This is a genomic window from Labilibaculum sp. DW002 (assembly GCF_029029525.1).
GTDB lineage: Bacteria > Bacteroidota > Bacteroidia > Bacteroidales > Marinifilaceae > Paralabilibaculum > Paralabilibaculum antarcticum.
In genome coordinates this window covers 1-26,198 of record NZ_JAKJSC010000001.1, presented here as the reverse complement: position 1 = coordinate 26,198, position 26,198 = coordinate 1, and the positions used below count along the sequence as shown (strand labels likewise).

The 26,198-nt window shown below is 33.3% G+C and carries 24 protein-coding genes; 14 read left to right on the top strand and 10 right to left on the bottom strand.

Annotated features, from left to right (window positions below; all coding sequences use genetic code 11):
• The first annotated feature begins 5 nt into the window (after positions 1-5).
• From L3049_RS00120 to L3049_RS00110, 3 genes are all read left to right on the top strand, one after another.
• A complete protein-coding gene (locus L3049_RS00120) occupies positions 6-2,597 on the top strand; it encodes a TonB-dependent receptor (protein WP_275107732.1) in 2,592 nt (863 codons plus the stop codon).
• An 11-nt stretch (positions 2,598-2,608) separates the two neighbouring features.
• Positions 2,609-3,478, top strand: coding sequence for a DUF4249 domain-containing protein (locus tag L3049_RS00115; protein WP_275107731.1), 870 nt, complete (start codon positions 2,609-2,611; stop codon positions 3,476-3,478).
• Positions 3,479-3,556: 78 nt separating this feature from the next.
• The gene (locus tag L3049_RS00110; RefSeq protein WP_275107730.1) at positions 3,557-4,543 is read left to right on the top strand and encodes an N-acetylmuramoyl-L-alanine amidase family protein; all 987 of its coding nucleotides are present in this window, start codon (positions 3,557-3,559) and stop codon (positions 4,541-4,543) included.
• 49 nt (positions 4,544-4,592) lie between these two features.
• On the opposite strand, the gene L3049_RS00105 is transcribed toward L3049_RS00110, so the two are convergent.
• Positions 4,593-5,066 (bottom strand): aminoacyl-tRNA deacylase, encoded by a 474-nt coding sequence (locus L3049_RS00105; protein ID WP_275107729.1) that lies wholly within the window; start codon positions 5,064-5,066, stop codon positions 4,593-4,595.
• Between the two features lie 329 nt (positions 5,067-5,395).
• Here L3049_RS00105 and L3049_RS00100 point away from each other — a divergent pair, with 329 nt between their 5' ends.
• The 5 genes from L3049_RS00100 to L3049_RS00080 all read left to right on the top strand — a co-directional run bounded on the left by L3049_RS00100 (position 5,396) and on the right by L3049_RS00080 (position 10,308).
• Complete coding sequence (locus tag L3049_RS00100) at positions 5,396-5,785, top strand: BlaI/MecI/CopY family transcriptional regulator (RefSeq protein WP_275107728.1); 390 nt, start codon at positions 5,396-5,398, stop codon at positions 5,783-5,785.
• Entirely contained in the window at positions 5,778-8,645 is a 2,868-nt protein-coding gene (locus L3049_RS00095) for a M56 family metallopeptidase (protein ID WP_275107727.1), read from the top strand. The genes L3049_RS00100 and L3049_RS00095 overlap by 8 nt, the downstream gene beginning before the upstream one ends.
• Before the next feature lie 146 nt (positions 8,646-8,791).
• Positions 8,792-9,286, top strand: a complete 495-nt coding sequence (locus tag L3049_RS00090) for a hypothetical protein (protein ID WP_275107726.1) — start codon at positions 8,792-8,794, stop codon at positions 9,284-9,286.
• Between the two features lie 88 nt (positions 9,287-9,374).
• Positions 9,375-9,773 carry a DUF302 domain-containing protein gene (locus tag L3049_RS00085; protein ID WP_275107725.1) on the top strand — a complete coding sequence of 133 codons (399 nt, stop codon included), beginning with the start codon at positions 9,375-9,377 and terminating at the stop codon, positions 9,771-9,773.
• Positions 9,774-9,804: 31 nt separating this feature from the next.
• Positions 9,805-10,308: a hypothetical protein gene (locus tag L3049_RS00080; RefSeq protein ID WP_275107724.1), complete on the top strand. Its 504-nt coding sequence runs from the start codon at positions 9,805-9,807 to the stop codon at positions 10,306-10,308.
• Between the two features lie 5 nt (positions 10,309-10,313).
• Here L3049_RS00080 and L3049_RS00075 read toward each other — a convergent pair whose 3' ends face one another.
• Entirely contained in the window at positions 10,314-11,033 is a 720-nt protein-coding gene (locus L3049_RS00075) for a protein-L-isoaspartate(D-aspartate) O-methyltransferase (protein WP_275107723.1), read from the bottom strand.
• 167 nt (positions 11,034-11,200) lie between these two features.
• Here L3049_RS00075 and L3049_RS00070 point away from each other — a divergent pair, with 167 nt between their 5' ends.
• Complete coding sequence (locus tag L3049_RS00070) at positions 11,201-12,721, top strand: M28 family metallopeptidase (RefSeq protein ID WP_275107722.1); 1,521 nt, start codon at positions 11,201-11,203, stop codon at positions 12,719-12,721.
• Between the two features lie 133 nt (positions 12,722-12,854).
• Positions 12,855-13,589, top strand: a complete 735-nt coding sequence (locus L3049_RS00065) for a hypothetical protein (protein WP_275107721.1) — start codon at positions 12,855-12,857, stop codon at positions 13,587-13,589.
• Positions 13,590-13,617: 28 nt separating this feature from the next.
• On the opposite strand, the gene L3049_RS00060 is transcribed toward L3049_RS00065, so the two are convergent.
• The 3 genes from L3049_RS00060 to L3049_RS00050 all read right to left on the bottom strand — a co-directional run bounded on the left by L3049_RS00060 (position 13,618) and on the right by L3049_RS00050 (position 16,236).
• Positions 13,618-14,244 carry an MOSC domain-containing protein gene (locus L3049_RS00060; RefSeq protein ID WP_275107720.1) on the bottom strand — a complete coding sequence of 209 codons (627 nt, stop codon included), beginning with the start codon at positions 14,242-14,244 and terminating at the stop codon, positions 13,618-13,620.
• A 26-nt stretch (positions 14,245-14,270) separates the two neighbouring features.
• Complete coding sequence (locus tag L3049_RS00055) at positions 14,271-15,359, bottom strand: toxin-antitoxin system YwqK family antitoxin (RefSeq protein WP_275107719.1); 1,089 nt, start codon at positions 15,357-15,359, stop codon at positions 14,271-14,273.
• A 61-nt stretch (positions 15,360-15,420) separates the two neighbouring features.
• Entirely contained in the window at positions 15,421-16,236 is an 816-nt protein-coding gene (locus L3049_RS00050; protein WP_275107718.1) for an alpha/beta hydrolase, read from the bottom strand.
• 348 nt (positions 16,237-16,584) lie between these two features.
• Here L3049_RS00050 and L3049_RS00045 point away from each other — a divergent pair, with 348 nt between their 5' ends.
• Together L3049_RS00045 and L3049_RS00040 are read left to right on the top strand one after the other, a co-directional pair.
• Complete coding sequence (locus L3049_RS00045) at positions 16,585-17,217, top strand: peroxiredoxin (RefSeq protein WP_275107717.1); 633 nt, start codon at positions 16,585-16,587, stop codon at positions 17,215-17,217.
• Positions 17,218-17,275: 58 nt separating this feature from the next.
• Entirely contained in the window at positions 17,276-17,656 is a 381-nt protein-coding gene (locus L3049_RS00040; protein WP_275107716.1) for a desulfoferrodoxin family protein, read from the top strand.
• A gap of 72 nt (positions 17,657-17,728) precedes the next feature.
• Here the strand turns inward: L3049_RS00040 and L3049_RS00035 are convergent, their stop codons facing one another.
• Complete coding sequence (locus L3049_RS00035) at positions 17,729-19,651, bottom strand: alpha/beta hydrolase family protein (protein WP_275107715.1); 1,923 nt, start codon at positions 19,649-19,651, stop codon at positions 17,729-17,731.
• A 383-nt stretch (positions 19,652-20,034) separates the two neighbouring features.
• Here L3049_RS00035 and L3049_RS00030 point away from each other — a divergent pair, with 383 nt between their 5' ends.
• Both L3049_RS00030 and purU read left to right on the top strand, forming a co-directional pair.
• Positions 20,035-21,255, top strand: a complete 1,221-nt coding sequence (locus L3049_RS00030; RefSeq protein ID WP_275107714.1) for a 6-phosphofructokinase — start codon at positions 20,035-20,037, stop codon at positions 21,253-21,255.
• A 433-nt stretch (positions 21,256-21,688) separates the two neighbouring features.
• On the top strand, positions 21,689-22,549 hold the full coding sequence (purU, locus tag L3049_RS00025) for a formyltetrahydrofolate deformylase (RefSeq protein ID WP_275107713.1): 861 nt from the start codon (positions 21,689-21,691) through the stop codon (positions 22,547-22,549).
• Between the two features lie 93 nt (positions 22,550-22,642).
• Here purU and L3049_RS00020 read toward each other — a convergent pair whose 3' ends face one another.
• From L3049_RS00020 to L3049_RS00005, 4 genes are all read right to left on the bottom strand, one after another.
• Entirely contained in the window at positions 22,643-23,068 is a 426-nt protein-coding gene (locus tag L3049_RS00020) for a DUF3859 domain-containing protein (protein WP_275107712.1), read from the bottom strand.
• 123 nt (positions 23,069-23,191) lie between these two features.
• The gene (locus tag L3049_RS00015) at positions 23,192-23,974 is read right to left on the bottom strand and encodes a ribonuclease H family protein (RefSeq protein WP_275107711.1); all 783 of its coding nucleotides are present in this window, start codon (positions 23,972-23,974) and stop codon (positions 23,192-23,194) included.
• Positions 23,975-24,628: 654 nt separating this feature from the next.
• On the bottom strand, positions 24,629-25,474 hold the full coding sequence (locus L3049_RS00010) for a CPBP family intramembrane glutamic endopeptidase (protein WP_275107710.1): 846 nt from the start codon (positions 25,472-25,474) through the stop codon (positions 24,629-24,631).
• Between the two features lie 62 nt (positions 25,475-25,536).
• On the bottom strand, positions 25,537-26,097 hold the full coding sequence (locus L3049_RS00005; RefSeq protein ID WP_275107709.1) for a hypothetical protein: 561 nt from the start codon (positions 26,095-26,097) through the stop codon (positions 25,537-25,539).
• Between the last annotated feature and the right edge of the window lie 101 nt (positions 26,098-26,198).

Genomic DNA, 26,198 nt, shown 5'->3' with positions numbered 1-26,198 from the left:
CTAATATGAGAATTTCACTAGTCCTTATCTCTTCCTTACTCTTCTCCTTTTCAGCCGTATGTCAGGATTCTAGGCTATCAAAAATGCTCTTTTTTGAGGATGTAACTTATCCATTAGATGTTTTACTAGAAGAAATTAGCAAGCAAACGAACATTGAATTTAGCTACACCAGTGAATTGAATACAAAGCAGTATATCGAACTGCCGGCATTAACTGGAAGCCTTAAATATTTCTTGAACGAGATCATCGATAAAAAAGCCTTCAAAATTGTCTCAAAAGGCAACAAAATATTTTTTGTTGGCATTCCCCCTTCTGATCGTAGATATAGCATTAGTGGCTTTGTAACGGATGCTGCAACGGGAGAATCTCTAATCAATGCAAGTATTATTAATTTAGAGGATCGATCTGGGACAATCAGTAATAATTTTGGTTTCTATAGTTTCTCTCTCCGTAAAAAAGCATACAAATTACAAATCTCATATGTTGGTTACCAAGATTACTCCATCAATATAAATCCAGTTAAGGATACAAGTATCAACATTGAGTTAGAACCAAGAACGATTCTGAACGAAATAAAGGTAATTGCGAATAAAAAAGGCAACAATATCAATCATCAGTTTGTGAGTACAAGTTCTTTAAGTTCAGAACAAATGAAAAATTCGGGTGTACTTGGAGAAAGTGACCTTTTTAAAAGCCTGATACAATTTCCCGGGGTTCAATCCTCAAATGAAGGATTAGGAGGGTTTATTGTGCGCAATGGCTCACATGATCAAAATTTAATTTTGTTAGATGATGTACCTGTTTACTACTCCTCTCATTTACTTGGATTGTTTTCTGTTTTTAACCCTGATGCAATTAAGCATGTGAAAATGATTAAAGGTGGATTTCCAGCGCATTATGGAGGAAGGGCATCCTCGGTTTTGGACATCAGAATGAAAGATGGAAATTCAAAAAAAATAGGTGGTGATTTTAGTATAGGATTGCTTACCGCGAAATTCAATCTGCATGGTCCAATCAAAAAGAACAAAACTACGTTTAACCTTTCCCTACGTCGTTCCTATCTAGATTTATTATTAAATGGAATTCTTGAATTATCTGATACAGATGTAAATGCTGGCTATTATTTTGGAGATTTGAATTTTAAACTAACGCATAAATTCTCTCAGCGCGACAAATTATTTTTTAGCACTTATTGGGGAGGAGACCTACTTAAAGCTAAAAATATAGAGCAACTTACTGCTGACAATAAGGAAAAATCTGAAAATAAGATCGGCTGGGGAAACTTCACCAATTCACTTAGATGGAACCACATATATAACAATCATCTATTCGGTAATACCACTTTAATTTTAAGCAGGTACACTTTTATTGCAAAGGATAAGAAATCCTTACGGGATGAGAATGAAGATTATCTTGAAAACTACAATTACCGCTTTAAATCTGGTATTCGCGATTTTTCTGTTAAATCAGAATTTGATTGGATTCCAGACGCTAAACACTACCTTAAATTTGGGATGGAAGCCTCCTTGCATCATACCAAGCCTGGTAGTGAACTTTATCGAAACAACAATCAAAATGAACAAAATACTTCTACTGATGAGGTAATCACATCAAAAGAAATGATTTTATATGGTGAAGGACAAATTCAATTTGGTAAAAAGTTCCTTTTAAATATGGGAGCAAGATGGAGCAGTTTTATTGTTGAAGGAACCTATTACTCTACTATTGAACCAAGATTAAGTGCCCAATATTTTCTTAAACCAAAATGGTCAATTACAGGCAGTTTTTCTCAGATGACGCAATACCTTCATATGGTAAGAACAAGTTCGCTTAGTTTACCAACAGATTTGTGGTTACCCGTAACCAGCAAAATAAAACCAATTGATTCCTTTCAATACACTGCTGGCACAAATTATTCTTTTTCTCAATCCGTAAAGCTTTCTGCGGAATATTACTCCAAATTATCACGTAACATACTCGAATTAAGCGATGATTCTTATTTTCAAAATACTTATACCAACTGGGAACAAGCTGTTGAATCAGGAAAAGGTTGGAGTCGTGGATTGGAATTTAATTTAAGCAAAACAAGAGGAAGTACAACAGGAAATGCAGCTTATACAATTTCTAAATCATTTGTAAAATACCCTGTAATTAATGGAGGTAAAACATTTGCTTCCCCTTACGATCGACGCCATGATTTTTCGATTAACATCAACCAAAAACTAAGTAAGAAAGTAGACTGTTCAGTTTCTTGGTTTTACGGAAGTGGATTACCTATAACCTTATCTGCTACCAATATTGCTTCCATATCCCCTTACGATTCTGGCTCGATTAATTCCACACCTATCTTTTCGAAAAGAAATGGAATTAGATTACCCGAATATCATAGAATGGATTTTTCAATCAATTTTAGAAAATTTAAGAAACATGGGATTAGAACTTGGAACATCAGTATAAATAACCTTTACAACAGGCAAAATGCAAATTACGCTTACATCAAAGAAGAAGTTAACGAACAAGGATCAAAACAATACAGCATAAAAAAGATAAGTTTATTCTCTTTTTTGCCAAGTGTAAGCTATTCTTATAAATTTTAAGACTCTAATTCATGAAATATATATTACTGATTCTTACGTGCATTGTACTTTCAACACAAATTTCTTGTGAAAGTGATCTTTCTCTTGATATTCCAGACGAAGAATCGAAAGTCGTAATCAATTCATTATTAGGCAGCGATAGTTTACTTCGTGTACACATTACAAATAGCTCAATCTTAAATACGAATAATATAAATGTTGAAAATGCCAAGGTGCAGATTAAAGAAAACAATACTGCACTTAAACAACTGATCAATAACGAAAATGGTTGGTACACACTCGAGAATACTTATTTAAAATCAAACAACACATATCAAATAGAAATTTCACATCCAAATTTTGAAACTTGTACGGCCGAAACGGAGGTTCCCGAAAAAGTATTGATTAAGCAAATAAATTATCAAAAAAAGAATGCAAACCAACTTGATTTTACGATTGTATTTCAAGATGATCCTTCGCAAGAAAATTATTATATGATTCTGCTAAAAGGCAAACAAGACAACAAGTTAAATGATATTGAATACAACAGTGATGACATTATTTTCAATGGTAATTTATCCATTAATTCAATTGGTTTGCAACAGAATATTCTGCGTGGAAGTCGGAGTTTTTCAGATGAAAACCGCAATGGAAATGAAATTAGCATTTCGTTCTATGTTTATAATGAGCTAATTGACATCAATCAACTTTTTTCAGAATATCACGTCACATTATACCATATTACTCAAGACTACTATAAATACGAACGTTCCTTGATAACATTTAATAACCGTGAGGATGTACCTTTTTACAATAAAGTTAACCTTCATTCGAACGTAACAAATGGATATGGAATATTCACATCCTACGCGGCAGATTCAAAATCAATCAATATAGAATAATGCGAATTCTATTCGAAGGAATCAATCTTTCTAAACTATTTGATTATTTTTATTGAATCATAAAAATGAACACTTTACATGTACCGATATATTTTCCTGCTACTTGCAGTATTACTATTTTCTCCTATTACAACAATTGCACAGCAAAATTACGAATGGGGAACTGTAAAAAATGGAGAAGGATTTAATTCTTTTCTCTTGCGAAACCATATTTCACCAGTTAAAGACCTTGCCAAGTTCAAAGCTTTAAACAAAGGTCGCTTCACCAAAAATGGTCAACTAATTGCAGGTAAAAAGTACAAATTACCACTGCGCTATAGCATGCACAAGTTTCCTATTTTGGGAAGCAAACATGAAAGTGTGAAACAAATTGACAATAGCATGAGTGGAGCTGTTATTCACCTTGTAGCTGGCCATGGTGGACCAGATCCTGGTGCCGTAGGTAAGATTTCTGGTCATAAAATTACAGAAGATGAATATGCCTACGATATTGTTTTACGAATGGGAAGAGAGCTTATTTCGCACGGAGCTAAGGTTCACTTCATTATTCAAGACCCTAATGATGGAATTCGTGAGGCTGCTTACCTGAAACCCGATAAGGACGAAAGATGCTATCCTTCGCAGGTAATTCCTAGAAAACACACGCCAAGATTAAGACAAAGAGCTGCTGCCATTAATATTTTAGCCCGAAAAGAAGCCAAATCAACTTATCAACGATTAATTGTTCTTCACCTTGATTCACGAAGCAAAAAAAACAGAACCGACGTTTATTTTTATCATCACTCGGTAAGTAAAAAAGGCAAAAGTTTAGCCTATGCATTGCAGCAGAAAATGAAAGATAAATACGCCCGTTTCCAACCAAATAGAGAATATACTGGAACAGTGGGCACAAGAAGATTGTACATGCTACAAACTACTACTCCACCATCTGTATTTGTGGAGCTAGGCAATATAAATAACTATAGGGATCAGTTGCGTTTTACAAAAGCAGACAATCGACAAGCTCTTGCCGATTGGTTATGTGAAGGTATTATTGAAAACTATCAAAAAGAAAAAAAGAAGTAAGAATCGAAAAGAATAGAATCAATAGTTTGTTTCATCTTAATTTAATAGGTTATGCGTAAGTCTTATGTGTAAATTTCAATACTACTGGTTCAACGCAATTGTGGAAATCATCATACGAAAGCATTATTAATTCGGTATGAGTTCCTGCATTGAATACGATATCATCATCTTCTACTAAACTCTCGGATACATACACTTCCAAGTTGTATAAGTTACCAAATGGAGGCATTGCACCTACTTCACATTGTGGGAATATATCTTTGAACTCTTGCTCATGCGCCAGTTCTACTTTTTTACATCCAAGCATTTGTTTTAACAAATCAAAGTCAATTAAATAGGAAGCTGGCAATACAGCCATGCACATTCTTCCATCAACTTTTATCATTACCGTTTTTGCGAGCATTTTACCTGGTATATGAGCCGAAGCAGCTATTTCCTGTGCAGTGTAAGCCGATGAATGCCGAATCAAGACATATTTAATCTGTCGCTCATCTAAATACTCTTTTAATTTACGAATAGGCATAATTTTAAGTCTAAGGGTTTAAAATATCTACATACAGAAGGTTTTTTTTACAACCTTTAATTGGAATAACCAATTGGGTTTTTGTTTTCGATTCTTACTTCTCCCTTATTTTTAAGAAAATACAGAGTACTCTTTAAAATACGAAAAAAAAAGCGCTAAGTAAAGTAGATTGAAATATTCCTGAGCAATTTATATCTAATTGCGATAGATGTAAAATTCATTTTTAACATTAATTACGAAATTCTTCGTATTAAATATTTTGTATTACGAAACCTTTCGTATATATTTACCTACGAAATTAATCGTAATACGGATATCACCACAAAAATATGTCACAGAAGATTAAGCCAACCGAAGCAGAATTAGAAATTTTACAAGTTCTATGGACTTATGGTCCTTCTAATGTTCGATTTGTAAACGATCAGTTAAAATCGGAAAGAAACGTTGGATACACAACCACTCTTAAAGTGATGCAGATCATGACTGAAAAAGGCATGCTTGTGCGTGATAAAAAATCAAGAACACATATTTACCAAGCGGTAATTGAAGAAAAAGAAACTAAAAATCATTTAATCGATAAATTTATCTCTACCCTATTTGGAGGTTCTACTTCTGGAATGGTTCTGCAAGCTTTGGGTAATCAAAAATGCTCGAGCAAAGAACTAGATGAAATTAAAAAGTTAATTAATAACATTGAAAATCCAGAAACCAATGACTAATATAAACTTGTACGACTGGAGTCAGACCATTGGCTGGACCCTTTTTCATTCCTTATGGCAAGCTGCTATTATAGGTGGGATTATTTGGTTGCTATTCAAATTTATTTCCAAAGATAATGCTCGTGTAAGATATGCATTATCAGGGCTTGGACTTGTCCTGATCTGCCTTGCATCTTCCATTACATTTTTACGTTACATTCCGAAAGAAACAAGTGCAACTGTAGCTGATTTAACAGATCAGATAAACTATTCGGGATTAACTCAATTCAATGAATCCTACTTATCTCAATTGTGGACTTACTTAAATGCCCAAATTGAAAATAGCTTCCCAATCCTCGTTAACATCTGGCTTATTGGAATGCTTTTTCTCTCCATCAATTTGATAATAAAATACATCAATACACAAAAATTAAAGAAACATCTGACTTTCCCCTTAAGGTCTGAATATAAAGAAATTGCTGATCGAATTATAAACAAATATCAGCTCAAACAAAAAGTCATTTTTAAAGAATCCGGATTTCTCGAAATCCCATCTGTAATTGGATATTTTAAACCAATTGTACTTCTGCCAGTTAGCATGCTAAGTGGAATCCCAGAAAATCAATTGGAAATTATCATAGCACATGAATTAGCACATATTCGTCGACACGATTATTTGCTACAATTCATTCAAGGAATTATTGAACTCGTATTTTTTTATCATCCTGTTGTTTGGTGGCTATCTTCTGTGGTAAATGCCGAAAGAGAGCACATTTGTGACGATCTGGCGGTTAAGATTTGTGGTGAATCCTTAACACTAATTAAAGCATTAAATAATATGGAAGCTATCAGAAAAAAGCAGTACGAAATGGTTTTAGGATTTTCCGGTAAAAAGGGAAAAGTATTGGGTAGAATCAAACGCATACTCAGGCCTAAAGTAACAATTAGTCCGAGAAGAGAACGTTTTATGCTTAGCGGTGTTTTTACACTCCTATTTGTTGGTTTATTCTTGATTTCGAATTTTGCAATTTCGGGCAATACCAATATTCAAAAAACATTCTCAAAAATCAATGTTCTTGATCAAAAAAACTTTCAAGAAGCAATCTCTCCTGAAGCAAATTCAACCATTACTGAACAAGACAAAAGGAAGAAGAAAAATCAAAAAAAGAATGATGAGCTGCAACTAGTAGAAGAAGTTGAAGCAGTTCAAGAATTGGAGCTTGTAAAAGAAGTTGATGCTGTTAAAGAAACAAAATCAGAAACATCTGTTACAGCAATGTCTGTCTCTCCTATTGATTCACATGATTTTGAATTCCCTAAAGATTCTGTAAAATCAGAAAAGTGGGTAAAAATGAAAGCCGATGAAATTATTCGAGAGCAAATGGAAGAAATGAAATCTGCTGCAAAAGATATGCAAGAGATGAAATTTGATTTCGACCTTGATAAAATGAAAAAGGAGCTTAAGGAAAGCTTAAAGCATCTGGATTTCAACTCAGAAGAGTTTCAAAATGAAATGAAGGAGCAGGAAAGTGAAATTGAAGAGCAGCTGAAAGAACTTTCTGATGAAAACTACTTAAAAGAATTTGAAAAGGAACGTGAACTTCAAAAAAAAGAGCTTAAAAATCAATTAAAAGAAATTGAGAAGAGCTCTGAATTAAACAAGAAGGAAAAAGAAAATATTAAAGCAAGATTAAAAGAATCCGTTGAACGAATGAATTCAACAGAATTCCAAAATAAGCTAAAAAAACAACTAGAAAAAGCGAAAGAATCTCTAGAAAAACACCAAGCAGAATTTAAATCTGGAGAATTTAAACAAAGAATCGAAGAACAAAGGGAAAATATTAAACGTGAGCTTAAAAGAATTGAATCTGCTGAATTCAAAGAAAATATGAATCAACGTATTCAGGAAAGTAAAAAGCAAATTCAAGAACATATTAAGAGAATTAATTCTGATGAATATCGCAAAGAGTTAGAAGAGAATATTCAAAAACGTTCAAGCACAGCTCCTAGCTACGGCGATTCGAAAATAATCCAAAACCGTTTTCATTTAGGATTGACACCAATGGGTAATGTTAGAACTGGATACCATATAGATTCTATAACTCCTATGAGTAATGTTAAAGTAGGTTATCCTATGCCTAAAAGTACGGTTCGAACTGGTTTCAGAGTAGCTCCTTCGTATAGAAATATTATACCTAAAAACGGACAACCTCTTATCGTTCTTGATGGAAAAACAATATCGCGCGAAACCATGGATCAAATTCCACCAAATGAGATTGCAAAAATAAATGTTCTAAAAGATGCTACTGCAACAGCATTGTATGGCACAGTAGGTGGTGCAAATGGTGTAATTTTAATTACAAGCAAATCTGAAGCAAATAAGCTAAAAGCAGATTCTGTTGTTGTAATTGGATATGGAAAGTCAAAAGGCAATGTTAGAACTGGTTACAAGGGTCCTATAAGAATTAAATCTTCAATTTTGTCCGAAGATCCTACAAAACAACCTCTAATAATTATAGATGGTAAGAAAGTCAGCAATGAGGCAATGGAAAATATTCCACCGGAATCAATTGAGAGCATAAGCGTGCTTAAAGATGCTAGTGCTATTAATAAATATGGCAAAGAAGGTGCAAATGGCGTTGTATTGATTACCAGTAAAGCATTAAATAATAAAAGTCAATCATCTGTACGAATGAAATTTGGATCAGATAAAAATTCTCCTCTGTTTATTGTTGATGGCAAAAAAATATCTCCAAAAAAAGCAGAAAAAATAGATCCGAACAAGATTGAAAGTATTGATGTTTTAAAAGGGCAAAATGCAATTGACCAATACGGAAAAAAAGCAAAAAATGGCGTTGTTTACATTCGAATGAAAAAATAACAAATTAAGAAGCTACTTGAAAGGCTGCATTAAATAATGCGGCCTTTTTTCATTTTATATCATCAAGATTTAAGCAAGCAATTTGCAAGCAAAACATCAATTTCGTATCTTGATTAAAACCATGTGTATCATCAACCACTCTGCCGATGCTTTTTTTACTTGTAATATTTATTTCATTCTTGTTCGTTTGGTTTGCCACACTTCTGAGTAAATACCTGCGAAAATTCAGCAATAATGATCGATTGCGTTTTGCTTACGGAATTGGATTTATTAGTATTGGAGCGATGCATATTCTGTTTCCCTCATTTTTTGAGCACATGTTCTCCTCAATTAGTAATTCAACTTACGAAATAGTAAATATTGCAGGCTTTGTTATTGTTGTTTGTGGCGTTGGACTCCTTATTCGTAGAGTTCATAAAGAAGCTGCCATCATTTTAATCGTATTAATGGTATCATTCATTCCTTTAAGCATCATAATGCTCACAAGTTATGTTCCTGGACCTTTAGGAATAGAATTTGAGCCTGTCTTGGGCTATTTGCGAATTTTAGCCTTCTCTATCTTAATATGGTTTTTATTTAAAGCTTGTGAACTTTCTCCGCGGCGCAAATACAACAAAACCAAATACGATCAGAATATCTAGAATTACTATTTACATCGTAAATATTTTTTCATAACTTAATAAAGCCTTAAACATAAAGTCAATTAATAAACCTCTAATAAATCTGATTATGAGTTATTTTATAAGCCTACGTACCGACTACAAATTTGATGAAGCCATTAATTTGATAACTGAAGCTCTTAAAACAGAAGGATTTGGAATATTAACCGATATTGATGTTAAAGGCACTCTTAAAGAAAAAATTGATGTAGATTTTAAAAACTATCGTATCCTTGGTGCTTGCAATCCTACTTTTGCTCATAAAGCTCTTCAGGTTGAAGATCAAATTGGCATTATGATGCCATGTAATGTTACCGTTATAGAACAAGATAATGGACATGTAGAAATCTCAATAATGGACCCTACTGCGGCATTTAATGTAATCGAAAATGAAGAATTACAGCCATTTGCTAAAGAATTAAAACAAAAAATGGAGCGCTGTCTTACTTACCTTGAGGGGATTGATTAATATTTGTCTTATAAATCAAAAACGCTGCCCTATGAAACGATTACTATTACCAATTTTCATCCTTTTATATTTTGTGTCCTTTTCTCAGGAAGCTGTAAAGAGTGAAAACACCGAATCTCAAAGACAGTTTGATTTTTGGCTTGGTGATTGGGAAGTTTATGCTAATGATGAAATCGTTGGTAAAAATACCGTTCAATTGCTACAAAATGGAAATGTATTACAAGAAAATTGGATATCCGAGAAGGAGAATTTTACGGGTACAAGTTTTAGTTTCTACAATTCCAAAATCAAAAAATGGCAACAAATATGGATTGATAAAAATGGAAGTAACTTGCTTTTAAAAGGCATATTTGCTGATGGGAAAATGATTTTAGTAAGTGATCCAGATTCCAATATGGGAGAAGAAAATTCCATTCATAAAATTACATGGATGCAATTACCCAATGGAGATGTAAAACAATCCTGGGAGTCGACTATCGACAAAGGAAAAAACTGGAGTATCCAATTCGAAGGAATTTACAAGAAGAAGAAGTAATATTCTTAATAGGAAATACCACGTTTATCTACCATTGGAACAAAGCGAACAGATAATACATTTTTTTTGCTGATTTTCCCGTTTTGCTTTTTTAAAAGTACCAATTTCTTCACTCCAGTTTCGCCAACAGGGATAATCATCCTTCCTCCATCAGCTAATTGTTCCAAAAGAGGTTTTGGAATATTATTTGGCGAACAGGTCACTATAATTCCATCGAAAGGAGCATCTGAAGGTAATCCCAAATATCCATCAGCTAAATAGGTTTTTACATTTTTATATTGCAATGAATCCAATACAAAAGAAGCTCTCTCCTGTAAGGATTTAATGATTTCTATTGAATATACCTCCTTGCAGATTTCTCCCAAAACAGCCGCCTGATACCCCGAACCAGTTCCTATTTCTAAAACACGACTAGTAGAATCTAATTTCAATTGCTCGCTCATAAAGCCAACAATATATGGCTGAGATATTGTTTGCCCTTCATTAATTGGCAATGGTCGATCTTGATAAGCATATTTTTTTAGACGAATAGGTACAAACAAATGTCGCTCTACATTTTCCATAGCACGAATCACCAAAGAATCCTTAATTCCTCTTTTTATCAATTGATCAAGCACCATATTAGTGCGCATATTCTCAAATTTCATTTCTTGAGCCTTTGCCTTAAACGATGAACCATTCAACAACAATATAATTAATAAGTGTAAACAAATTTTTGTTTTCATCTCACAATCTGTTTATTCTAACAAAGTTACGACATTATCATTGAAAATTCGAATCAATCATTACTTCTATAGAAGCTTAAAAATTTCAAATATTAATCAATAAAAAGCCTTTAAATGGATAAAATGTTTAATTTCAAGTTACAGATAAAACAAGCAAATTATTCTCCATGAAATATGTATTTCTCGCTTCAATATTTATTTTAACAAATCTAATTCAAGTCTTAGGGCAAAACAAAGTAGCTCTTGATTACGCTGATAAAATATCGGCTAAAAGAATTAAACAAGATGTTTATAAACTATCATCGGACTTGATGGAAGGCAGAGAAACAGGTAAAAAAGGGCAAAAACTTGCTGCCCAATACATCTACAAACAATTTACAGATGCGAAGCTTCAAAACAATTCAGAGAAATTTGATAGTTTAGGATATTTTCAGAAGTTCATTATTTACAAACAAAAAAGCGACCAAGCAATAATTATCTCCAATGGTAAAAAATTAAAAAACAGTAATGACCTTTTAATATCAGGCTTGAAAGATTATTCGAATGACAGCTTAGAATTCATTTTTCTTGGAACTGCACCTTTGGAAAGCTATCAGAACAAAAATTTCAAAAATAAGGCCATTCTCTTTCTTACTTCAAATTTATATGCAGGTGCTATTAAATCGAATGATATCGTCAATTCATCGGGTGCTAAACTTGTGTTGTTTTGTGATCCAAATGAATCAGGTCAATTTTCTCGATTACACAGTATAAAAAAACATCAAAGCTCAAGGAGACTTAAATTAGAGCCCAAAGGAAGAAAAATAAAAAACCCTTACGATTCTATAACTGCAAATCAATTTTATGAAAATTTCAAAAATAGAATATCAACTTATCAAGGTGCTATTTCAATAACCGCTGCATCAAAACTATTAAATGTAAAGTCCAAAAATTTAAGAAAGGCTCATGCCAAAAAAAAGACGATTAAAAATCAAAACGAATCAAAATACATCAAGTTCAATTACGAATTAAAATACGATCAAATCCCTACCGAAAATGTTATTGCCCTACTTACAGGCACTGATAAAAAAGATGAATTTATTGTTGTTTCTGCTCACTACGATCATGTTGGTAGAAATGGAGCTGAAATTTTTAATGGCGCCAATGATAATGCCTCCGGAACCGCTACCATATTAGAATTAGCACGCACTTTCCAAAAAGCAAGTAAAAATGGACATGCCAATAGAAGAAGTATTTTATTTGTTGCCTTTACTGGCGAAGAGAAAGGTTTGCTTGGATCAAGATATTTTGTTGATAACACAAACATTGCGATGAATAAGATAAAAGCCAATCTCAATATTGATATGCTGGGAAGAAAAGATCATAACCACAGCACTAACAACTATGTTTATTTACTAGGTGCCAGTCACTTAAACCCTAAATTAAAAATAATATCAGATAGTATAAACCAACTTACTGAACAATTAATACTAGACTACAAATACGATTCTCCCCAAAATTATCTTTACATGGCTTCAGACCAAGCTTCTTTTGTGAAAAAGAATGTTCCTGCTATTTTTTATTTTAACGGATTGCATAAGGATTATCACAAAACAAGTGATACTGCTGATAAGTTAGATTATAATTCCATAAAAAAAGTTACTCAATTGGTATTCTTAACAGCATGGCAACTTGCTAATCAAAACTAATTGGTTTTCATTTGGTCAATCAAATATTGTGAAATATCACAAATTGATTATTAAATTTTAAACAAGACATAACATAAAATCATTTTTTACGTATGTTTGTGTATTCGTTTATGCAATATCAAAATTGATCAATATGAAACGTCACTATTTATACATATTATTATTTCTTGTTGTAAGTTTTTCTTGTGCAAAAGACAATAAACACTCTGGTTATGTAGACCCGAATGAAGAATTACTAGAAAGTTTAACGGAAGTAGATGGATACGATCACACTTATAATTATGACTTTAAAATTCTTCAATTTAGGGAAAAAGTAGATTTTTTTAAGCCAATAAGCGTTTCAGATGCTCTTTCAAGTATTCCATCCGAAATGAGAGACAAATTAAACATGCTCAATGCGGGTAGTTTACCGTTCATTCCTGCTCAACAACAAGCAAACATTGTTACTTCTTGGAATGCATTCAACAAACTAGAATTTCAAGTTCAATTTTCGTACTTGGAAAACCCAATAGGTTATAAAACTGATTTTAAAGATTTCTTTATTGTATCGATAACTCAACATGCGGAAGATCCTTTTGCTGATGAACAAGTTACCTTAGATATGGAAGAAAACTTACCTAGTAGCTATGAAAAGTTGGTATTGGAGGAAGGACATCCTTTGTACTATAAGCCTGAATTCGGTACTTGGCCAAGAATGTTTGATTACTATATGTACGATGAAGCAGATAACCAAATGGATAAAGAATCAACCGGCTCCTATCAATATTACGCTTGGTACGATGGTTTAATTTATAAAATCGGTTTTAATATGGATATATCTACTACCGATCACGAAGCTTTAATACGGAAAGTTATCTTAGGAAATTAAACAAAAAGACAGCATTAGCTGTCTTTTTTTATTTTTGTAAATCTCTTTTGCAACTCTCTGCAAGTGCAGGATCAGATAAGGCTTTATTCAACTTGACTGAATCCTTATTTGCTACATAAAGTAGTTGATAAATTTCTCGAAGTGACAAACTTTCTTCTCTTCTTTGCAATAAAATCAACTCATCTCCTTTCTTAATTTCTCCCTCCTCAATAACTCGTATGTAAACGCCTGGAAATTCTGCATCAATAAATTGTTTAACCATTGTATTGCAATCAAATCGATGGTTTAATTTATAGCAAGGCTGACGAGGCTGAGTAACTTGAACCTTAGTTGCTCCGATCTGATATACATCTCCTATTTTTATTTCTCCTTCATCCAGATTAGAGATGCTTAAGTTTTCGCCAAACATACCAAGATCCCAATCTAAATCTGGAAATTTCTCTTTCCAAAAATCATAGTGCTTCTCAGAATACCAATAGCATGCTTTATCTGCACCACCGTGATATCGACGATCAATTACAGCATCATTTACAACATCTTCTTTACCAAGGAATATTGCTTCTTCAACTGGGTATTTATACATCCCTGTATTTTCAACTTTACCATGATAATTAATTTCGACACTCTCGCCAATATTTGTTGAAATTACTTTCATTATCTAAATTTAAATTCTTTTATATTTTACTTTTTTAATGATTTTAAAATGTATAAGAACTCCTCTTTAAAAGTATCATAATTTTCTTTTTCACAATCTAAAATCATTTCCACACCAATACTATTTTGTAAGGAATGAACTAAATATACAATTCGTTTCTTATCCTCTTCACTGCCCGTGCTACCAATATATCCAATTGTGTTCGGTAAGCTATACAGGCCACTTTCCTTTGTAAGAACTCGATTAACATCTATTGATAATCTACTCCTTCGATCGGACGAATACTCAATCATTGTAATTTCATTTCCAACTCGATCCAAAGTAATCAAACAGGATGGGAAACTCTCTTCTTCTTGGGAATCGGAAAATCCAATTCTAGTAAAAAAGAAATTCAAACTACCATCCTCTTTATATCGATCCGCTAAATACCATTTTCCTTCCGGAAAGCTCACATTAACATCTGGTCCATCAATAAAAAATGTTGATTTGTAAACTTCCTCCGCAATTGGTTTCCCTTCTTCCGATATGTATTGCCATTTACCCGTTTTCGCTCCATTCTTAAATCTCCCAAGTTTTGAGATCTCTCCATTTTCATGATAATAAATAGCAGTTCCTTGAAGTGTATCATTTTTAAAATGCACTTTAAAACTAGTATTTCCATTTTCGAAATAGGTTGTATATAAACCGTTGGCAACATTATTTTCAGCATAAAAGGATCTTACTTTCTGACCTTTTTCATTCCAAATACTAATCAACCCCTTTTGCAAGCCATTTTTATAGAATAGTTCTTTCTTTATCTCTCCTGAAGGATAATATTCACGACTGACACCATCTTCTACAGCAGAAATATGAAATCCTTTTTCATATATACGAGTCCAATCTATCAAAGTAAGCAATCCTTTGTATTCATATTCTGCAAGAAGTACACCTTCTAACGTAAAATCTTTTACAAAAAACTGATTGTCATTATCTTTTGAAGAATTAATTGTGGTGTATTGCTTCGCCATAGCTTTATCGACAACAAACCAATCTTGGTTAAAATAGATGGTATCCTGCGCATTAGACAGTAAGGGAACAAAAAATATTAAAATAAGGAAATAACGATAAGAGCGCATAAAATTTCAAATTAAATGATTCAGATAAACTTACATAACTTTTAATAACTCTGTGCACGGATTAAACATTATTTGATTTTCTAGCCTTTTCATGGAATTTAAGGTGAGCTAAACCATTAATTACACCTTCATCTGTATAATAATTCCAAAAGGTATCAAAACCATGTTCAACGCCATGCAATACTTCAAAAGAATGGTCAACTGCTACCTCTTCTAAAAATTGATGAATTTCAAAGCTAGCTCTTCGTTGTTTGTTGCGAACAAAACTATCTTCTGAACCAATTTCCAAGAGAAGAGGAGTCTTTCCTTGCTTTAAGGACTCCAAATTCTCCTTTCCCAGTAAAATATTAGCCTTTAAAGTATAATCACTTACATATCCCATGCCAACAATAGAAGAGAACCGATTAGGATACTTTAAAAAGTAATTTATTGCCCCTGCAGCTCCTCTTGAGTGCCCTTCAATGGAAATATTTTCATTTTTAATGCCTGCTTTAAACTTATTCTGGCAATAACGAATAAATTCACCATCATTCTCACCTACAAATAAAGCCTCATTTTCCTCGGTAAACCATTGAACATTATCTCTATCATTATCACCTCGAACACCGGCTATCACAACAGGATCGATTTCTCCTTTTAAGATCCATTCATTTAATTGTTCAGCATTCACATATTTGTTAAAAGTTCCTTCGTCTCCACCTTGTCCATGAAAGAATAAAACTAAAGGATAGTTCTTTTCTAGAGACCAATTTGGCGGTAAGTAAACAAAATAAGGAAGCCAAGATCTATTCTCACTTTTGAATACAGAAATATTAATTTCTCCCGCACACTGCTTAAAATCTGTTAGTTGTTTTATATTTTCAAATGGCATTTTCATATCTACTTTTCAAACTAATTATAAAGTCTCCAAAATGAAGCCTTCATCGTAATATCTTTCACGAAATATATGTATCTTCAATATCGAATTTCTAAAAAAGAAATTTGGTATTCATTACAAATCTAAAAAATATCACTCAAATAAAAACTTTCGGAATCTCGATAAGCATTACAATTTTAGATATCTCTGAAACTCTGATTATTTCAGCATTTCATATTCTACGATATTAATTCTCTCGATGCTTATATAAAGATTATTGATTAATATAATTTGTACCTTATTCAAATCAATTCTACATTTGCAAGCATACAAAAAAATAGAAATAATAAACTTAAAAATAAAATAATCATGCAAACATTAATCGGAAAAAAAGCACCTGCATTTCAGGCAAACGCAGTAGTAAAAGGAAATCAAATTACTGAAGGTTTCTCATTGGAACAATTTGTTGGTGAAAAAGAAGTTGTTTTCTTCTTTTACCCACTTGATTTTACATTTGTTTGTCCAACAGAGCTTATTGCTTTCCAAGACAAATTAGAAGAATTTGAAAAGCGTAACGTAGCTGTTGTTGGTTGTTCAGTTGATTCTGAATTCTCTCACTTCGCATGGTTGAATACTGAAAGAAACAAAGGTGGTATTAAAGGTGTTACTTACCCATTAGTAGCTGACTTATCAAAAACAATTGCTGAAAACTATGGTGTATTAGCTTCTGATTACGATTACGATGAAGAAGGCAACGCAACTTCAACTGGTGCTCCTGTAGCTTACCGTGGTTTATTCCTTATTGATAAGCAAGGTGTTGTTCGTCACTCTGTAATTAATGATCTTCCTTTAGGTAGAAGTGTAGATGAAGCCATTCGTATGGTTGACGCTTTACAACATTTCGAAGCTAATGGTGAAGTTTGTCCTGCAAACTGGAGTAAAGGTGAAAAAGCAATGAATGCAACTGCTGAAGGCGTTGCTGAGTATTTGAGTAAAAACTAATCAAAATAATAATCCTCTCATCTCGATTTATCGGGAATAAAATCAAAAAAACAAAGTTATGAAGATTAACAGATACCAAGATATTACAACTATCGAAGGAGAAGGAAAGAAAGATTACATCGACCGTCACTCAGCATTTCTTCACTGTGAAGACAATGCAAAAGCTGGCGAAAAATTTACTGTAAAAGTAAAAGTTGGTGATGCTTATCCACATCCAGATGATTTCGATCACTATATTGCTTGGGTGCAGCTTTGGGATGGTGAAAACATGTTAGCTCAAACTAACTTCACTGCTGGTGCTCTTGGTAGTACTCCAAATCAGGCTGAAGTAGATTTCTATATCGTTCCTGGTAAAAAGATGAAGTTGACTGCTGCTGCTTTCTGTACAAAGCACGGTCTTTGGCATTCTGATGAAAAGTTAGTAGAAATAGCTGAATAAGTTATCTCAACAAAATAGAAAAGGCAGTAATCGAATGATTACTGCCTTTCTTTTTTATATTAACTGAAACTTTTATTTCATTTTACTTGCTTCATCTTTCTTTAAATATTTATCTAAGAAAGTAACAACCTGTCCGTAACCTTTAATTTCATTCTCTTTTTTACGGAATCCATGTCCTTCATCATCAAATACAACATATTCTACAGGAACTCCATTCGCTTTTACTCCTGCTACAATTTCATCCGACTCTACTTGCAATACACGAACATCATTTGCTCCTTGCAATACTAATAATGGCTTTGTTACTTGATCAGCAAAAAACAAAGGCGATTTATTATATAAAGCTACAGAATCAATGGTTGTAGGATCTCCCATTTCGGCATATAATGCTTTACGGAAAGACTCCCAATACGGAGGAATTGATTTTAAGGTACGCAACCAATTGGTTACACCGAAGATGTTTACGCCGACCTCAAACTCTTCTGGAGCGAAAGTTAAAGCTGCCATGGTCATGTAACCACCATAAGACCCACCAATAATTCCAATTTTACTTTCGTCAACAACACCAGTTCCAGTTAAAAATTTCTTAGCCCAAATACAATCCTTTAAATCGTCTTCACCATGTTTCTTATCATCCATCGATCTAAACTTTTTGCCATAACCACTACTTCCGCGATTATTAACAGCCAAAACAGCATAGCCTTGATTCACCATATACTGAATTAAGGAAAAATAGCTCACTCTGGATTGTCCTCCAGGACCACCATGTACCCAAACTACAGCTGGTACCTTATGCTCGGCCGAAGCTATTTTAGGTTGGTAATAAATTGCAGGAATCTGCACCCCATCGAAAGATTCGTAACGAATCACTTTTGCCTCTACTAAATTGGTAACATCAATTTCAGGATTTAAAGTATTGGTCAATTTTTTAGCCTTTGTATCTCCCATATCAAAAACGTAGATATTATTCGGAGAAACAGAAGTTCCAACTACCAAACGAACACGGTTTTCATCCTTAGTTAACCCAACAGACTTAATATCACCACCCTTGATCTCTGGCAGTTGCACCTCTTTCTTAGTGCTTAAGTCAATCATTTTAACATTGGTTTTTCCATCCTCATTAATACCAATAATTCGATATTTTTCATTGTAGGAATCATAGGCATACCAAACATCCCAATCAGCCTTATAAATCATTTCTTTCTTACCAGATTCTAAATCGTATTTGCTCAAATAAACAAAATCAGAATCTTCGTTACACAAATAGTATAAATGCTTGTGATCTAAACTAAAAAACTGAGGATTGTAAGTTGCATCGCCTTCGTGCTTTGAAATGTGCTTTTTCTTACCTGTACGTCTGTCATACAAATACATTTCGTTGTTATTGGTAGTAATACTTTGCGTTAGCGCTAAATATCTATTGTTTTTGCTTTTGGCAGCAACATCCATTCCATCATTGTTTTCATATAACAATTTCGGACTTAGCTTACCTTTTTCAATAGATTCTAGAGATAACTGATACAAATCCATAAAGCGAGGATTGCGCTTGTTGGACTGAAAATAAAAACTCTTTTCGTCTCTATCCCATCCCCAAAATCCAGCTCTAGCACCTTCGTAAGGTGTTAAGTCAGTAATTGTACCTTCTTCATCTCTCATATAGATATGATTGTTCTCATTCCCTCCTTGGTCATACGACAAAAGAAGTTTATCGCTATTTGGAAAGTAACTTAATCCAAAAAATGATTCTTTTTCCGAATTCGTCAACTGTTTCATAGGAGAACCATCAACAGGCAGTTCAAACAAATTATAAATACCTGTTTCGTTACTACTTACCAATAATTTACTCCCATCGCTAGAGAATGAACCACCACTAATATTTGTGTTTTTATAAAATTGTTCAATCGTATACGATGGAACCTGAACTTCTTTCTTTTCAGGCTTACAGGCCGCCATTAAAAATAAAAAGGCAATCAAAATCAAATAATTACGTTTCATAATTGTGATTTAAAAGTTAGTAAAACATTATTGAAGAGTATTAAGGAAGTGGTGTCCCTATAAATTTAAAACAAAGCACGCAGTTTACAAAATATTATTTTCGACCAAATAATTGACAAACAAAAATTGGGCGTTCCCTTCCCTCCGCTAAAAACCACACACAGGTCAGGCTTTCCGTTACAACTCCTCACTGCAGTCTTTCGCTACGCTCAAGCTTTGTTGTGGGGTTTTCACTACAATCCTTAACGCAAGGATAGCTGCAATAGTATTCTTCGCACATCAAAACCTATTTAAGCCAAACAACAGCAAGCTATCCATTTTGATGCAGCAAAAAATCATTTATCTTTGCCCAATCTTTAAAAAAATAAACACCAATTTATCCAATGAAAGATTCAGTCGTAATATTGTGTGGCGGTGGCCCGGCTCCAGGCATTAACACAGTAATAAGTAGTGTAGGAAAAGTATTTCTAAAGAATGGTTATCGTGTAATTGGAATGCACGAGGGGTACAAAGGTCTTTTTTCAGAGAAGCCTGAAACACAAGATTTAGATTTCCCATTTCTTGATGGTATTTTTAGTAAAGGTGGATCTTCTCTTAAGATGAGTCGTTTCAAGCCAAAAGATACTGATTTCAACACCAATTTCTTTGTAAAGAATAATGTAAAGCTTTTGGTAACCATTGGTGGAGACGATACAGCATCTACTGCAAATCGTATTTCTAAATATCTTGAAGATAATCAAGTTTCGATTTCAAACATTCATGTACCTAAAACGATTGATAATGATCTTCCTTTACCTGTAGGCTCTCCTACATTTGGATTTCATTCCGCAAAAAATGAAGGTGTACGAATAGCTACAACTGTTTATGAAGATGCTCGTACATCACAAAACTGGTTTGTATTATCAGCAATGGGACGTGAAGCCGGTCATTTGGCTTTCGGTATTGGTGCTTCGGCTCATTTCCCAATGATTATCATCCCTGAGATGTTTAATAAAACAGATATCTCAGCTGAGAAAATTGCCAATTTGGTTATTTCTTCAATTATCAAGCGTCGTATTCTAGGATTAAATTATGGTGCTGCTATTATTAGCGAGGGTGTTTTTCACTTTATGGATACTGAAGAAATTAAGAGTACAGGTATCAACTTTACTTACGATGCGCATGGTCACCCGGAGTTATTCAATGTAAGTAAATCGCACGTATTCAATATGTTTATTCAGCGTAAGATTAAATCATACGATCTGGGTATTGGAACTCGTCCGGTTGAATTAGGTTTTGGATTACGTTGTTGCCCTCCTGTAGCTTATGATTTGGACTTATGTACTATGTTAGGAAATGGTGTATATAAGCTATTTAAGGATGGTAAATCGAAATGCATGATTACTGTTGATCCTAAAGGTGATGCTTCTCCTCTGTTTCTTAAAGATGTTGAAGATGAGAATGGAAAAGTAAAACCTCGCTTGGTTGATGTTAACAGCGAAAAGGTTGAAACAGTAATGAATAATAATCTTCATTATCTATGTGAAGAAGATTTGGAAGCAGCCAGAGCTTATCTTCCTGATGCAGAAAACTACTTATTCAAAAAAATATTGAATTGGGAGTAGATATGCAATTTCAAGAATAACAATATAAATGAGCCCAAAAGGTTCAAATTTTTACAACCCAGGGTAATGGAGCAAAGCTACTATCATCCTGGGTTTGTTGTAACCTACAAATCCATCGAATATCTCGTCCAAAATAGATGCCACTCAACCAGTAATTTAAACAATACATTATAATATCATCTAAATAATGTAAACGTTATTTTCATAAACGTTTAGGGCGTGATTAATTTTCACACAACTAAAAAAATGGTATCACATTTGAAACAATCTTCTCCTTTTTCAATTAATAATTCAAAATTAATAATTAATAATTGTTCAAAATTTCTAATTTTGCACTACACACCTATCAATAACGGACATTTCGTTAGCTTTACTTTTTCAACTATTAATTAAGATTAACCATCGGGCGTAAGCTCCGATTAATAGTACAATTATGTCTGAAAACAATGTAAATGCCTTTTTACTCTTCACTTGTCCCGATCAAAATGGGATTGTAGCAAAAATAACTCAATTCATATATGAAATAGGCGGCAATATCATCGATTTAGATGAGCATGTAAACCAAAATCAGCAGTTTTTCTCCTTACGAATAGCATGGAACATGTCTAATTCGACAGTGCCAGCTTCCAAACTTCACGAGGCTTTTGAACCGCTAGCAAAGGAGTTTAATGCACACTGGCGAATCGAATTTTCGAACCAAAAGCAACGTGTAGCCATTTTCGTTTCGAAATACGACCATTGCCTGCAGGAAATTATGTGGCGTTACAATATGAACGAATACGACATTGAGATTCCTTTGATTGTATCGAATCATCCGGACCTAAAACCAATTGCAGATGCTCACGGCATTCCTTATCATGTGTTTCCAATTACGAAGGATACAAAAGCTGAACAGGAAGCCAAGGAAATTGCCTTACTGAAAGAACACAATATCGATTTGGTAGTTTTGGCTCGTTACATGCAGGTTTTATCGCCTACTTTTATTGATGCATTCAAAAATAAAATCATCAACATACACCATTCCTTTTTACCCGGATTTGTTGGTGGAAACCCATACAAGCAAGCCTATGAACGTGGTGTTAAAATGATTGGAGCTACCAGCCACTTTGTTACTGAAGATTTGGACGAAGGGCCAATTATTGAGCAAGATATTATGCGTATTACCCACAAGGACACCATTAAAGATTTAATCCGTAAAGGTCGTGATTTGGAGCGTATCGTACTGGCTCGTGCTCTTGCCTACAAAGCAGAACACCGAATTATTGTTGATGGAACCAGAACGATTGTTTTTTAATTTATACCATAACTTGGTGTTCTCACTCGCAGCGAGGGTACCAATAAAGTCTATTTATTGGGAATCCCACTCAAGTGGGAGCCCCAATAAAAATTATTTTTTTAGCGTAAATATCTGGCTACACATGATCTTATCATCATGGATGATTTCGAACACCCATTCTCCCAGCTGCATTTCCCAGTCTAATGCAAACGTGTAGAAGTCATAGCCTAACTCATCAGTATAACAATCTTTTTCCTCTGAGCATTCAGTAAATTGTTCCTTTGTTATTGGATTAACCAACTTAGGATGTCTTATTCTGCACACATAATCAACCAATTCTGCCTCTTCCGAATCCTGTTCGAACTGATAGCTTATTCCAAAACTCAATCCTAGCTTAGGATGAATAAGATCAGTTTTTTCTACAAACTCCATATCATCAGAATGCAAATAGTATCCTGTTGCACTAGCCCGAACAATGTCTTTCTTCGTTTCTCCTATCGCTTTACAAATTCCGTAATCGACTATTTTTATATTCATTGTTATTATTTTATGCTGGTTGATGCTCCCACCTTAAGTGAGAATTGCAAAACTACAGCTTTTTTTGTCACAAGTACTAATCTGAAAGGGTTTCAAGAGAAAATGTTTGAGATTGATATTCGTTTATTTTTGACCATTAGTAGATTCTCTGGCCAACCAATGGCAAAAATCTTGCTTCGCATTTCCTGAATGCCCTTTTATCCATTTAAACTCCATCAATTTTCCTTCGCAAAGGCGATTTATTTTTTGCCAATATTTTGCAAATTTCACCTCACTACCAAAAGCAGTTTGCCAATTGTTGTGCTGCCAGAAATGAATCCACTGCACCAGTCCACGAATTACAAAGCGACTATCGGTATTTACTTGTATTTTTTCAATCGATTCGAGATGCTCTACTCCTTCCAGGACAGCCAATAATTCCATCATATTGCTACTTCCCTGCTTAAAAGACTGATGATATATTTTTTGCTCCCCATCAGGAGTTTCGATAAAACCACCATAACCCGACTGCTTTAACTCACTCATATACGATCCATCGGCGTAAATTTTATGAGTGTCTTCCATCTCCGTTTTACTAGTGGTAATTTTCAACTTTTCGGTACGCCGATCAACTCTAATATAATTTTGATAATCAGCTTCTTTTAGAAAATTAAAACCATCAAAAAAAACACAATTAATCGTTTGCCCAAGCCTTAAATTACCTTGAATAGCCGAGCGGATCACCTTCTCGAACTGAAACTCGATTTTACGAACTACTTTTACCAGATGAGAATCCTCGAAATAAACAATATTCCTTTCCACAGGGAAATAAATCAAACGAATACTTTCCTTTTCATCTGAAAGTATACATTCTATTTCCTGCTTTTTAATCGTCTGAATCTGAACTTTTATTTTTATTGCTTTCAATCTGCTAGTGATTTTATATTGCAATTTACCTCTAATTCAGATATTCTTCCTGAGTCATTCCTATTTTTTAATCATTTGAAATAATATACCTCTCGTAGATTAACACATTTACAACAATTGATTAGCTCTCATCTAGTAATAAAGATCTCACCTATTCAAAAAAGAATCCGTAATCTGAAAACGAAGGCTGATTTTTAGTCCAACACAGCTACACTGCCAAATTCACATGTGAAAAAGGTCTTCGACAAGGCTGCAGTTGTCAAAATCTTGCTTGAATTTGCCATTGACAGGTATGTTTATACACCAACTAAGCTTAGTTGTCCCTTTGTCGGATGTGTAAACTTGAAAACAAGGGTGGTTATAGTGAAAAACACATCTGCGATGGCAAAAACAAGGGGCGGATTTTCATTTTACAGGAATGGAAAGCCAAATTCACGAGAAAATTGGAGTAAACAGCCTTGTTATACGCATCATCGAAGGCTGAAATTGAATAAACAGACCTGCGAAGCTATTAATTCATCGTGAAAACAGTAAAGAAATGCTTGTTGAAGTATCTTTTTACGGGAGAAATGAATAGATCATCCTCGTTGAATAGCTTACAAACAACAAGCGCCCCAATTTACTGAGGCGGTTTGTATTTTATGGTTGTTGAGTCTAATTTAAATTCATTAATAATGCTCCTATTACAGCCATTAAATTTCCTGCCATATGAACAACAATTGCATATGCATTATTATCATATTTTTCTTGATAATAACCTGCTATCAACCCTAGAATTGTTGTAAAAACAACTATTCTTAATAAAAGAAATCCACCTGCTCCAGTTGTAATTACTATTAAATGAGCCAATCCAAAAGCAACGGCACTAATAATTACAGGAATACTAATATTTCTTTTGAAAATTTTTATTCCCTTTATTTTTAATGGTTTTAGTATATTCATAAGAAAGCCACGAAACAATATTTCTTCTGCTATACTTGCATAAATACATACAAAAACAAAAATCTGTAATGGGGTCATTTTAGCTAATGCAGAGTGTGCTTCAACTGTACCTCCTAATATTTTTATTATAACTGTCATTAAAATATTAACAATTATCGCCGCTAATAGTCCAAACAATAAAGGTTTCAATATTTTTTTGAATTGTGGCACTTCAATCTTATAATTCACATATTTTCTCAAACTATAAATCAAAATAATTGAAAGAATCAACATCAAGGAATGGGTCAAAAATGAAGAAGGAAAAAAGTCAATATTCAAATGTATATTACTCCCAGAAAATACAGCTATTGCAAATACTACTATTGTGATTATAAGTCCATAAACTATTCGTTCATTATTTTTCAATTCACCATTTTTCATCTTTACTAATATCATTCTTTGATTGTTATTTTTTAACGGTCTTGCTGAAATTTGAGGGCGAATTACAACTACCGCCTTATCAAAGCCGCTTGCGTTTAAAGTTTTTGTTACATTATCAAGTTGAGCGTCACCGCCCATTAATTTTAACTTTTGTTACAGGTAGTTTTATTATTGCTTATGATATGTTAATTATTGAACCTTCAAAAATTTAATCTATTCCAAGCATCTTTTCCTGTTTTTTCATAAATCTCCTTATCAATTTCATACAGATCTATGTATTCTTCTTCATTTTCATACAAAGGCAATTTTAACTCATCACATAGATATTGAGCTATTAAAATTGCATCTTCGTGATTTTTAATTTTTTCAATGTTAATATCAACAATTGTTTTGTCGATTTTAAAAAAGTAAATCTTACAATAAGAAACTATACTCTTATAAGAAGGAGTAGGATTTCTTGCATCTGGGTAATAACGAATATTTGAATAGTAAGTTTTTACAAGAATATTTTTAATATCAATTGGTACATTTGATCTAGAAACTTCTCTTTTTTTTATCCATTTAAAATTGTAATGAACAATCATTTTTTTCTCATTATCTAATTTAATTAAATCAATCTTTCTTGGAGGGAAAAAATACAGTACAACAAATGTTAAAATCCAATATTGATCAATAATATATGCTATCAAAATTGTAATAATCACCTGAAATAGAATTAGAAATCTATTTGGCATTACACCTTCCCTGTAGTTTTTAATCATACTTTAATTCACAATATATTTAATTAATACAAGATAGTTACCAATCATTTTCCATCTTACATATTCTAATAAATTGCAAGATATTTTTTAAAATTACCTAC